Genomic DNA, 10379 nt, shown 5'->3' on the forward strand with positions numbered 1-10379 from the left:
CGGTATCCCTAGACCTCTTCGGGAAGCTCCCCGACCCGGTTCTCCCACTTCGTGGACAGCACGATGGTGGTACGGGTGCGGGAGACGCCCCTGGTCCCGGACAGCCGCCGGATGATCTTCTCCAGGCCGTCGACGTCGGTCGCGCGCGCCTTGAGCATGTAGGAGTCGTCGCCGGCGATGAACCAGCAGTCCTCGATCTCCGGCAGATCCTTCAGCCGGCGCGCCACGTCCTCGTGGTCGGCGGCGTCGGACAGCGAGATGCCGATCAGCGCCGTGACCCCGAGACCGAGCGAGGCCGCGTCGACGGTGGCCCGGTAGCCGGTGATCACACCGGCCGCCTCCAGCCGGTTGATGCGGTCCGTGACGCTGGGGCCCGACAGGCCGACGAGGCGCCCCAGCTCCGCGTAGGAGGCCCGGCCGTTCTCCCTCAGGGCCTGGATGAGCTGCCTGTCCACCGCGTCCATGCGATTGAAAGCCTTCCGCTGAAGAGTTCTGGGAGTGAGTGCAAGTGGCTCGTGCCGGTCAGCCGGTCCCGCCGCGGAGTTCGCCCTTCCAGCGGCGGTAGAGATCGTGGGGGACGCCCGCGGCGTCGAGGACGCGCCCGGCGACGAAGTCCACCAGGTCCTGGATGTGTGTCGCCCCCGCGTAGAACGCCGGCGAGGCGGGCACCACGCTCGCGCCCGCGTCGTCCAGAGCCACCAGGTGCCGCAGCGTCTGACCGTTCAAGGGGGTCTCCCGTACGGCCACGACCAGCGTCCGGCGCTCCTTCAGTGTGACGCTCGCCGCCCGCTGGAGCAGGTCCTTCGACAGCCCGAGCGCCACACCGGCGACACAGGCGGTGGAGGCCGGCACGATCAGCATGCCCTTGACGGGATACGACCCCGACGACGGCCCCGCGGCCAGGTCGCCGGCGCTCCAGTACCGCACGTCCGAGACGTCCACGGCGAAGCTGTCCGGCTTGCCGTCGGCGCCCCGCGCCAGCCACTGCGTGAGGTCGTCCCGCCAGTGCGCGTCCCGGAAGGAGATGCCGGTCTCGTCGAGCAGCGTGAGCCGCGAGGCCCGGCTGACCACCAGGTCGACGCTCTCCCCGGCGGCGATCAGCGCCCGCAGCACAGCAGCCGCGTACGGCGTCCCGGATGCCCCGGACACCCCCACGATCCAAGGCGCGCGCTGCGATTTCCCTGCGTTCACATCTTGAGCGTACCGGTGAACGGAGCGATGTTCCGGACCGGTACCGATCGCGCTAGACGGTGAGCCCCCGCACGAGCAGGTCGAGCAGCGCGCACACGAACAGCGCGATCCCGATGAAGCCGTTCACCTGGAAGAACGCCCTGTTCAGACGGGTGAGGTCATGGGGGCGGACGATCGTGTGCTCGTAGACGAAGGCCGCGGCCACGATCAGCAGGCCCAGCCAGAAGAAGGCACCCGCGTGCGTGACCACCCCGTACCAGGCGAAGAGGGCGGTGGTCACGGTGTGACAGGCCCGCGCGCCCCAGATGGCCCCCGGGATGCCGAAGCGGGCCGGGACCGACATCACGCCGATCTCACGGTCCGTCTCGACGTCCTGGCAGGCGTAGATCAGGTCGAAGCCGCCGATCCAGACACCGACCGCGAGACCGAGGATGACCGCCGTCCACGACCACTCGCCGCTGATCGCCAGCCAGCCGCCGATCGGGCCCATCGCCTGGGCCAGACCCAGGATGGCCTGCGGGAAGTTCGTGAACCGCTTGCCGTAGGGGTAGACCACCATCGGGATCACCGCGACGGGGGCCAGCGCCAGGCACAGCGGGTTCAGCAGCGCGGCCGCGCCCAGGAACACCACCAGGGCGACCAGCGCGCCGGTCCACGCGTGGCGGACGGACATCGCGCCCGTGACCAGTTCGCGGTGCGCCGTGCGCGGGTTCCGCGCGTCGATCTCACGGTCGATGATCCGGTTGACGGCCATCGCGAAGGTGCGCAGGCCGATCATGCAGACGGTGACCAGCAGCAGCCGGCCCCAGTGGATGTTGCGGTCCCACTCGTACATCGCCGTCAGGGAGGCGATGTAGGCGAACGGCAGGGCGAAGACCGAGTGCTCGATCATCACCAGGCGCAGGAACGCTTTCGTGCGTCCCGGCTGCGGGATCGCGGCGGACGCGCTGCTCACAGGCCGTACTCCTTCCAGCGGCGGTCCACCAGAGCCGCCGTCGCGGGGTCGGACTCGACCATGTCCGGCCAGCCGCCGTCGCGCGTGTAGCCCTCCTCGGGCAACTTCCTCGTCGCGTCGATGCCTGCCTTGCCTCCCCAGAACTGCTGGTAGGAGGCGTGGTCGAGGTGGTCGACGGGACCTTCCACGACCGTGAGGTCACGGGCGTAGTCGGTGTTGCCGAGGGCACGCCAGGCGACCTCGTGCAGGTCGTGCACGTCGCAGTCGGCGTCGACGACGACGATCAGCTTGGTCAGGGACATCATGTGCGCCCCCCAGATCGCGTGCATCACCTTCTGCGCGTGCTTGGGGTACTTCTTGTCGATCGAGACGATCGCGCAGTTGTGGAAGCCACCGGCCTCGGGCAGGTGGTAGTCCACGATGTCCGGGACGATGATCTTCAGCAGGGGCAGGAAGAACCGCTCCGTCGCCCTGCCCAGCGGACCGTCCTCCGTCGGGGGACGCCCGACGACGATCGACTGGAGCAGCGGACGCCTGCGCATCGTCACGCAGTCGATCGTCAGGGCGGGGAAGGGCTCCTGCGGCGTGTAGAAGCCGGTGTGGTCGCCGAAGGGGCCCTCCGGGAGCATCTCGCCCGGCTCCAGCCAGCCCTCCAGCACCACCTCGGCCTGCGCCGGCACCTGGAGCGGGACCGTCTTGCAGTCCACCATCTCGATGCGCTTGCCCGCGACGAACCCGGCGAAGAGGTACTCGTCGATGTCACCGGGGAGCGGGGCGGTGGAGGCGTACGTCACGGCCGGCGGACAGCCGAAGGCGATCGCGACGGGCAGCCGCTCGCCGCGCCGGGCGGCCACCTGGTAGTGGTTGCGGCTGTCCTTGTGGATCTGCCAGTGCATGCCGATCGTCCGCCGGTCGTGCCGCTGCAGGCGGTACAGACCGAGGTTGCGGACACCCGACTCGGGGTCCTTGGTGTGGGTCAGGCCCAGGTTGAAGAAGGAGCCGCCGTCCTTGGGCCAGGTGAACAGCGCGGGCAGCTGCTCCAGGTCCACGTCGTCGCCGGTGAGGACGACCTCCTGGACCGGGGCGTGGTCGGACTTCACCTTCTTCGGCGGGACGTGCGTCATCGCGCCGAGCTTGCCGAACGCCTCGCGCACGCCGACGAAACCGTGCGGCAGCTCGGGCTTCAGCAGGCCGCCGATCCGCTCCGAGATCTCCGCGTACGACTTCAGGCCGAGCGCCTTCAGCAGCCGGCGGTCGGTGCCGAAGACGTTCATCGCGAGGGGCATGGAGGACCCCTTCACGTTCTCGAAGAGGAGGGCGGGGCCACCGGCCTTGTTCACCCGGTCGACGATCTCCCCGACCTCCAGGTACGGGTCCACCTCGGCCTTGATGCGCTTGAGGTCGCCCTCGCGCTCCAGCGCCCTGAGCAGGGAGCGAAGATCGTCGTAAGCCATGCGTCCCAGTATCCGGCACGGGCTACTCTGAGCCCGTCACCGGGGCCCGTCGTGCCCCCTCGCCGTCTGCTGGGGGATCTCCCGTCCATGCTCAGGTATCTGCCGTTCCTGCTGGTGCTGGCGCTGTGGATCTACGCGTTCATCGACTGCCTGAACACGCCCGAGGAGGAGGTGCGGGGGCTGCCGAAGGTGGTGTGGGTGCTCGTCATCCTGCTCTTCGGCGAGGTGCTCGTCGGCCCGATCGCCTGGCTGGTGGCCGGGAAGCAGCGGGGGCCGCGGCCGCCGGGCGGCTCCACCCCCTCGGAATGGCACCGCGGGCACCGCACCGAATGGGTCGCCCCCGACGACAACCCCGAGTTCCTGAAGTCGCTGAAGGAAGAGCACAAGAAGGACGAGTCCCTGCTCAAGGAGTGGGAGGCCGACCTGCGCCGCCGCGAGGACGAACTGCGCCGCAAGGAGCGCGGCGAGGACCCCGCGGCGGACTGAGCCCAGGGCGGACCGACTGATGGAACTGCGGCTGCTCGTCACCTTCGAGAAGGTCGCCACCGTGCTGAGCTTCACGCGGGCGGCGGCCGAGCTGAACTACGCCCAGTCCAGCGTGACCTCCCAGATCCGCGCCCTGGAGGACGCGCTCGGCAGCCAGCTCTTCGACCGGCTCGGCAGCCGCATCCGGCTCACCGAGGCCGGCGAGCGGCTGCTGCCCTACGCCCGGCAGATCATCGAACTGACCGAGGAGGCCCGCGCGGCGGCCGCCGGCACCGAGGAACCCTCCGGCACGCTCGCCGTCGGCACGATGGAGTCGCTGACCAACTACCGCCTGCCGCCCCTGCTGGAGTTCTTCCACCACCGCTACCCCAAGGTCCGCCTCACCCTGCGCCCCACCCTCGGCGACGAGACCCGGCAGGCGCTGCGACAGGGCACGTACGACCTGGGCTTCCTGATGGAGGAGGAGACCGAGCACCCGGGCCTGGAGAGCGAGGTGCTGGCTGTCGAGCCGCTGGCCCTGGTCGCGGCGCCCGGACACCGGCTGTACGGCCGCGACGTCACGGCCGCCGATCTGGTGCGCGAGCCGCTGCTGGCCACCGAGCCCGGCTGCGCCTACCGGGATCTGTTCGAGCGGGAGCTGACCGTCGTGGCGGCCGTGGAGTTCCGGGAGTTCGGCACGATCGAGGCCACCAAGCGCGCGGCGGCGGCCGGCCTCGGGATCTGTCTGCTGCCCGAGGTGACGGTCGCCGCCGAACTCGCGGAGGGCTTGCTGGTACGGCTGGACTGGCAGCCGCCGTTCACGCTTCGGACGCAGCTGGCGTGGCGGGCCGGGAAGCGGCTGCCGGCGCACGCCCGGCTGTTCGTGGAGCGGGCGCGGCGTCTGGTGTCCGAGGAGGGGTGACCCCGGGCGTCCGGGCCGGGGTTCGAGGAGGGGTGACCCCGGGGGTCGGGGCGGCCGGGGTGGTGTTCGCGGTGCGGGCCGGGGTGCCGGTGCCCTGGGGCTTGCGGGCCAGGGTGACCTTCAGGCTCGCCAGGACGATCAGCGGGACGCCGAGGGCCTGGACCAGGCCGATGTGGTGGCCGTACACCACCCAGTCCGCCACCATCGCCACCACCGGGTAGACGAAGGCCAGTACCGCGATCTTCGCGGTGGGCAACTGGGCGTAGGCGGCGTACATGAGGACGTACATCACGCCGGTGTGGACGAAACCGAGTCCGACCAGCCAGCCCCAGTCCCGGCCGGTGCCGGACATCGCGCCGAAGTCGGCGAAGGGCAGCAGCAGCGGGATGCCGACGAGGACCTGGACGAGGGCGATCAGATGCGGCCGCACCCCGGTGATGCGCTTGGTGACCAGGGTCGACAGCGCGTACAGCAGTGCGGCGAGCAGTGCCTGTCCGACGCCGACGACATACGTCCCCCCGCTCGCGAAGTCGGCCGGGGTGACGCCCGAGACGAGGACCAGCCCGGCGAAGGCGAGAGCGACCCAGCCGACCTTGGCGGCAGTCAGCCGCTCGCGGAAGAGGAGGGCGCCGAGCAGCACCACGTAGAAGGGCTGGGTGTGGTAGACGACCGTGGCGACCGAGATCGAGGTGTTCTCGTACGACTCGAACAGGAACACCCAGTTGAGGACGATGAACACCCCGCCGAGGACGGCGAGTCCGAACGTGCGCGGGGTGAAGCCGTGGTCGCGCAGCCAGCCGCGGGCGGTGACGTAGCCGCCGAGGGCGAGGGCGCCGAACAGGACGCGGAAGAAGACGACGTTGAAGGGCGAGGCGCCCGACTCGACGACGAAGACGCCGAGGGTGCCGGAGAGCACCATCGCGGTCGTCAGCTGGGCCGTGCCCCGTTGCGATGAGGTCATGTCCGCGACGCTACGAGCGCGGCGTGGGCCCGGTCCACGGGCCAGTGGGGTGTTGTGCCGATGGGGTCATCGGTGGGGCCGATAGCTGCGTCTGCGGCGCGTGGGCCGGTCTTTGTCCGCGGGTTTCTTTGTGGCTGGTCGCGCAGTTCCCCGCGCCCCTTTTTCTGCCTGCGGCGGCCCGTTGCGGTGGGTGGGTGGCAGGTGTCGCGCCTGCCGTTGTCTGTGAGTCGGGGCCGGGGTGGGGGGTGTCCGTCCTCGGTCCGGCCGCCCGTTTCCGACGAGGGGCACCGTTGCCCGGTGCCGGCCGCTGCGGGCGGACACCCCCCACCCCGTCCCCTTCCCGCCGCGGGCGAGTGCCGGCCGTCATCTGGCGTAGCTGCGGGCAGTCGTGCCGCTGGGGCGGCACGGGTGGGCTGGGGGTCCCCCCTGCTCGAAGAGCTTGGGGGAGGCACCCGGCCAGCGCCGGTGAGCGCAGCCACCCCCGGCCGACCGCAAACGCTGGGCACTTGCTCAACGCCGGGCGTGCGGCCCACCCCGCTCAGCCACCGGAGGACGTGTCACTGGCGGCGGGCGATGAGGAAGGCCTGAGGGGCCGTTTCCCCGCGGGCCGTGTCCTGTTCCTTCAGGGTGCGGGACAGTGGTTCGAAGCCCGTGGAGGTGAGGAGTGCCGTCATGTCCTCGGGGTCACGGCGCAGGAAGTCGAGTGTGACCGGGTGGCCCCAGGGTTCGCTGAGGCGGCGTGGTTCGTCGCCGGCCTGGAAGGCGAGCAGGAGAGGGGCGCCCGGTGCGAGTACGCGGTGGAACTCCGTGACCAGGTGCGGGAGTTCGTCCACGGGCGTGTGGATCGACGAGTACCACGACACCGCTCCCGCGAGAGCTCCGTCGGGCAGGGCCAGCTTCCGCATCGAGCCCTGGACGAACCGGAGACCGGGATACTCGCGGCGCGCGACCGTGAGCATCGCCTCGGAGAGGTCGAGGCCGAAGACGCGCAGTCCCAGGGACGCCAGGTGCGCCGTGGCCCATCCGGGACCGCACCCCAGGTCGGCCACCTCGCCGTCGGGTGCGACGAGTTCGGCGAACGTGGTCAGCAGTGCCCGCTCCAGGGGCAGGGGGGCCAGACCGGTCCGGAAGTGCTCGGCGTAGTCCTCGGCGACGGCGTCGTAGAAGGCGCGGGTTTCCGTGTCTGTCATGACGGCGCACCCTAGCGGGAGCCTGTGTCAGGACACTCCTGCCGCCCGCACCAGCGCCGTTGTCGCCGCCGCGCCCAGGACGACCACGACGAACGGGGCCCGCCGCCAGGCGAGGACGCCGCCGGCCAGGACGCCGGCCGGTCTCGCCCAGCCCGCGAAGCCCCCGGCCTCGGTCAGTGCCCCGGTCGCCAGCAGGGCGACCAGGAGGACGACCGCGCCGGCGGACAGCATTTCCTGGAGCCGGGGCGGGACCGTGACGCGTCCGTGCAGCACCGGGCCGACCAGCCGGAACGCATACGTTCCCGCGGCCAGCGCCAGGATCATGGCGGCCGTCGCGTTCATCGCCGTACCCCCTTCAGGGCGGCCAGCCCGGCGAGTGCGAGCAGGACGGGCACGCCGGCCGGCACGAGGGGGGTCGCCGCCACGGCGAGCGCGGCGCCGAGCAGTGCGCTGCGCCGTACGGCGGAGTCGGTGCGCAGGGCGGGCAGCACCAGGGCGACGAGCACGGCCGGGAAAGCGGCGTCGAGGCCGTAGGTCGCGGTGTCGCCGAGCGCCGTACCGGCGAGGGCGCCGCACAGCACGCCGAGGTTCCAGACGGCGAACAGGCCGATGCCGGAGATCCAGAACGCCGCCCGGCGGCGCGCCGGGTCGGCCTGGGCCAGGGCGAAGGCCACGGTCTCGTCGGTGACCAGGTGCGCGCCGAGGAACCGGGCCAGTCGGCCGGTGCCGATCACGTCGGCCACGGCGAGACTGAAGGCGGCCGTGCGGGTGTTCAGCAGCAGCCCGGTCGCCGCGGCGGCGAGCGGCCCGCCCCCGGCGAGCAGGATGCCGACCGCGCTGAACTGGGCCGACCCGGCGTACACCACCAGGGACATCACCACCGGCACCCACATCGGCAGCCCGCCCGCGACGCAGACGGCGCCGAAGGACACGCCGACGACTCCGCTGGCCACCCACACGAGGGAGGCGTCGCGGGTGAGGGGTGTCAGGATGGAGGTTGGTGTTCGGAGCAGCGAACGCATGTTTTCTACGATGAACGGCCCGACGGGCGTTCGTCAAGGCGAACGATCGTAATGATGGAGCGAACAGGATCATGACTGCCGACGGCGCCTCGACCCCGCCCCGCCTGCCTCTGGACTGGATCGCCGCGAGTCTGCGGCGTGAGCGCAACCGGGTCGGTCTGTCCCTGTCGGAGCTGGCCAAGCGGGCCGGGATCGCCAAGTCGACGCTGTCCCAGCTGGAGGCGGCGAGCGGCAATCCGAGCATGGAGACGATCTGGGCGCTGGCGGTGGCGCTGGGGGTGCCGTTCAGCGCGCTGGTGGAGCCGCCGGCGTCGGCCGTGCGCGTGATCCGTGCGGGCGAGGGGCCCACCGTGCACTCCGAGCAGTCCAGCTATCTGGCCACCCTGCTGTCGGCGAGCCCGCCGGGCGCGCGGCGTGACATCTACGCGGTGACCCTGGAGCCGGGCACGGTACGCGACTCGGAACCGCACATTCCGGGCACGGTGGAGCACATCGTCGTCAGCGCCGGGCGCGTACAGGCGGGGCCGCGGGGGGAGGCGGTGCAACTGGGCCCGGGCGACTACATGTCGTATCGGGGAGACGTGCCGCACACGTACGAGGCGCTGGAGCCGGGGACGACGTTCGTCCTGATCATGCACCACGTCTGAGGACATTCGGGCGGAAAAGGGCAGGAGCCCCGACGCTGGATGGCGCGGGGCTCCTTGGGTACTGCGCTAGGACGCGATCAGACCGGAGTGACGTTCTCCGCCTGCGGGCCCTTCGGGCCCTGGGTCACGTCGAAGCTCACCTGCTGGTTCTCCTCGAGAGAGCGGAAGCCAGAGGCGTTGATCGCGGAGTAGTGAACGAAGACGTCGGGGCCGCCGCCTTCCTGGGCGATGAAGCCAAAGCCCTTTTCGGCGTTGAACCACTTAACGGTTCCGGTAGCCATAAGCCCTCCTTGGGCCCAAAGGGTTGCCCTGCTCCAGAACCTGCAAGTGTGAAAACAAAGTCATGCCGCACAACTGCATTCTTCTGAAAACGACTAGAGCCCGCGGTCACATGCTCCGCAGGCTCTGTACTGCAAGGGAAACCAAACTGCAACTTGCGGCGAGCCTAGCACGATGGAGCCCGGAAGCAATAGAGGTCAAGATCACTTCACTCGAAGGTTTGAAAGACGTTCGGCTGGTTGACGCAACGCGCGGCCGGGGTCGCCGGTGGCGGGGTGACCGATGAGGTCTAGTCTCGCGATGTGGACATTTCTCGCACCCGGCCGCGTGTCGGCCACATCCAGTTCCTCAACTGCCTGCCCCTGTACTGGGGGCTCGCGAGAACGGGCACGCTCCTCGACTTCGAGCTGACCAAGGACACGCCCGAGAAGCTCAGCGAGCGGCTGATCCGCGGCGACCTCGACATCGGGCCCGTCACGCTCGTCGAGTTCCTGCGCAACGCCGACGACCTGGTCGCCTTCCCCGACATCGCGGTCGGCTGCGACGGCCCCGTCATGTCCTGCGTGATCGTCTCGCAGGTCCCCCTCGACCGGCTGGACGGCGCCCGCGTCGCCCTCGGCTCCACCTCACGCACGTCCGTCCGCCTCGCCCAGCTGCTGTTGGCGGAACGCTTCGGCGTACAGCCCTCCTACTACACGTGCCCGCCCGACCTCAGCCTGATGATGCAGGAGGCGGAGGCCGCGGTCCTGATCGGCGACGCGGCCCTGCGCGCCAACCTGATCGACGGCCCGCGCTACGGCCTCGAGGTCCACGACCTCGGCCAGCTGTGGAAGGAGTGGACCGGCCTGCCCTTCGTCTTCGCCGTCTGGGCGGCCCGCCGCGACTACGCCGCCCGCGAACCGGCGATCACCCGCCAGGTCCACGAGGCCTTCCTGGCCTCCCGCAACCTGTCCCTGGAGGAGGTCACCAAGGTCGCCGAACAGGCCGCCCGCTGGGAGGCCTTCGACGAGCAGACCCTCGCCCAGTACTTCACCACCCTGGACTTCAGCTTCGGCCCCGGGCAACTCGAAGCGGTCACGGAGTTCGCCCGCCGAGTAGGCCCGACGACGGGCTTCCCGGCGGACGTGAGGGTGCAACTGCTGGGCGCGTAGGCCCCCGCAGCGGCAAGCCCACACCACGACGTCCCCGCACCCGCGTACGGCGGGAAGGGGCCGGGGTGGGGGGTGTCCGCCCGCAGCGGCCGGCACCGGCACAGGGCGCCCCTCGTCGGAAACGGGCGGCCGGACCGAGGAC

At 70.8% G+C, this 10379-nt stretch carries 13 protein-coding genes; 4 read left to right on the forward strand and 9 right to left on the reverse strand.

What is annotated here, in order from left to right; all coding sequences use genetic code 11:
- Nucleotides 1-8: 8 nt before the first annotated feature.
- From AB0J12_RS36060 to AB0J12_RS36075, 4 genes are read right to left on the reverse strand one after another with little or no spacing between them, the layout of a single operon-like run.
- The gene (locus AB0J12_RS36060; RefSeq protein WP_363268924.1) at nt 9-464 is read right to left on the reverse strand and encodes an Lrp/AsnC family transcriptional regulator; all 456 of its coding nucleotides are present in this window, start codon (nt 462-464) and stop codon (nt 9-11) included.
- Nucleotides 465-522: 58 nt separating this feature from the next.
- Complete coding sequence (locus AB0J12_RS36065) at nt 523-1191, reverse strand: UbiX family flavin prenyltransferase (protein WP_363268925.1); 669 nt, start codon at nt 1189-1191, stop codon at nt 523-525.
- Nucleotides 1192-1243: 52 nt separating this feature from the next.
- Entirely contained in the window at nt 1244-2146 is a 903-nt protein-coding gene (gene mqnP, locus AB0J12_RS36070; RefSeq protein WP_363268926.1) for a menaquinone biosynthesis prenyltransferase MqnP, read from the reverse strand.
- Nucleotides 2143-3600, reverse strand: coding sequence for a menaquinone biosynthesis decarboxylase (locus AB0J12_RS36075; RefSeq protein WP_363268927.1), 1458 nt, complete (start codon nt 3598-3600; stop codon nt 2143-2145). The genes mqnP and AB0J12_RS36075 overlap by 4 nt, the downstream gene beginning before the upstream one ends.
- An 87-nt stretch (nt 3601-3687) precedes the next feature.
- Here AB0J12_RS36075 and AB0J12_RS36080 point away from each other — a divergent pair, with 87 nt between their 5' ends.
- Nucleotides 3688-4086 (forward strand): PLD nuclease N-terminal domain-containing protein, encoded by a 399-nt coding sequence (locus tag AB0J12_RS36080; RefSeq protein ID WP_363268928.1) that lies wholly within the window; start codon nt 3688-3690, stop codon nt 4084-4086.
- Nucleotides 4087-4105: 19 nt separating this feature from the next.
- Entirely contained in the window at nt 4106-4987 is an 882-nt protein-coding gene (locus AB0J12_RS36085; protein WP_363268929.1) for a LysR family transcriptional regulator, read from the forward strand.
- Here the strand turns inward: AB0J12_RS36085 and AB0J12_RS36090 are convergent.
- The 4 genes from AB0J12_RS36090 to AB0J12_RS36105 all read right to left on the reverse strand — a co-directional run bounded on the left by AB0J12_RS36090 (nt 4884) and on the right by AB0J12_RS36105 (nt 8160).
- Nucleotides 4884-5948, reverse strand: a complete 1065-nt coding sequence (locus AB0J12_RS36090) for an EamA family transporter (RefSeq protein ID WP_363268930.1) — start codon at nt 5946-5948, stop codon at nt 4884-4886. The two genes, AB0J12_RS36085 and AB0J12_RS36090, sit on opposite strands and share 104 nt — an antisense overlap.
- Nucleotides 5949-6505: 557 nt before the next feature.
- A complete protein-coding gene (locus AB0J12_RS36095; protein ID WP_363268931.1) occupies nt 6506-7138 on the reverse strand; it encodes a methyltransferase domain-containing protein in 633 nt (210 codons plus the stop codon).
- Between the two features lie 27 nt (nt 7139-7165).
- Entirely contained in the window at nt 7166-7480 is a 315-nt protein-coding gene (locus AB0J12_RS36100) for an AzlD domain-containing protein (protein WP_363268932.1), read from the reverse strand.
- Nucleotides 7477-8160, reverse strand: coding sequence for an AzlC family ABC transporter permease (locus AB0J12_RS36105; RefSeq protein WP_363268933.1), 684 nt, complete (start codon nt 8158-8160; stop codon nt 7477-7479). The genes AB0J12_RS36100 and AB0J12_RS36105 overlap by 4 nt, the downstream gene beginning before the upstream one ends.
- Before the next feature lie 71 nt (nt 8161-8231).
- On the opposite strand from AB0J12_RS36105, the gene AB0J12_RS36110 reads away from it, so the two are divergent.
- Nucleotides 8232-8807 (forward strand): XRE family transcriptional regulator, encoded by a 576-nt coding sequence (locus tag AB0J12_RS36110; protein WP_363268935.1) that lies wholly within the window; start codon nt 8232-8234, stop codon nt 8805-8807.
- 77 nt (nt 8808-8884) lie between these two features.
- Here the strand turns inward: AB0J12_RS36110 and AB0J12_RS36115 are convergent, their stop codons facing one another.
- On the reverse strand, nt 8885-9088 hold the full coding sequence (locus AB0J12_RS36115) for a cold-shock protein (protein WP_003992177.1): 204 nt from the start codon (nt 9086-9088) through the stop codon (nt 8885-8887).
- Nucleotides 9089-9388: 300 nt separating this feature from the next.
- Here AB0J12_RS36115 and AB0J12_RS36120 point away from each other — a divergent pair, with 300 nt between their 5' ends.
- Nucleotides 9389-10237: a menaquinone biosynthesis protein gene (locus AB0J12_RS36120; protein ID WP_363268936.1), complete on the forward strand. Its 849-nt coding sequence runs from the start codon at nt 9389-9391 to the stop codon at nt 10235-10237.
- Nucleotides 10238-10379 lie beyond the last annotated feature (142 nt).

Origin of the sequence: Streptomyces sp. NPDC049915, assembly GCF_040656475.1 — a bacterium.
GTDB lineage: Bacteria > Actinomycetota > Actinomycetes > Streptomycetales > Streptomycetaceae > Streptomyces.

Coding starts and splice junctions, on each gene's coding strand:
- AB0J12_RS36060 (WP_363268924.1), bottom strand. CDS start 464: ATGGACGCGGTGGACAGGCAGCTCATCCAGGCCCTGAGGGAGAACGGC.
- AB0J12_RS36075 (WP_363268927.1), bottom strand. CDS start 3,600: ATGGCTTACGACGATCTTCGCTCCCTGCTCAGGGCGCTGGAGCGCGAG.
- AB0J12_RS36080 (WP_363268928.1), top strand. CDS start 3,688: ATGCTCAGGTATCTGCCGTTCCTGCTGGTGCTGGCGCTGTGGATCTAC.
- AB0J12_RS36085 (WP_363268929.1), top strand. CDS start 4,106: ATGGAACTGCGGCTGCTCGTCACCTTCGAGAAGGTCGCCACCGTGCTG.
- AB0J12_RS36090 (WP_363268930.1), bottom strand. CDS start 5,948: ATGACCTCATCGCAACGGGGCACGGCCCAGCTGACGACCGCGATGGTG.
- AB0J12_RS36095 (WP_363268931.1), bottom strand. CDS start 7,138: ATGACAGACACGGAAACCCGCGCCTTCTACGACGCCGTCGCCGAGGAC.
- AB0J12_RS36100 (WP_363268932.1), bottom strand. CDS start 7,480: ATGAACGCGACGGCCGCCATGATCCTGGCGCTGGCCGCGGGAACGTAT.
- AB0J12_RS36105 (WP_363268933.1), bottom strand. CDS start 8,160: ATGCGTTCGCTGCTCCGAACACCAACCTCCATCCTGACACCCCTCACC.
- AB0J12_RS36110 (WP_363268935.1), top strand. CDS start 8,232: ATGACTGCCGACGGCGCCTCGACCCCGCCCCGCCTGCCTCTGGACTGG.
- AB0J12_RS36115 (WP_003992177.1), bottom strand. CDS start 9,088: ATGGCTACCGGAACCGTTAAGTGGTTCAACGCCGAAAAGGGCTTTGGC.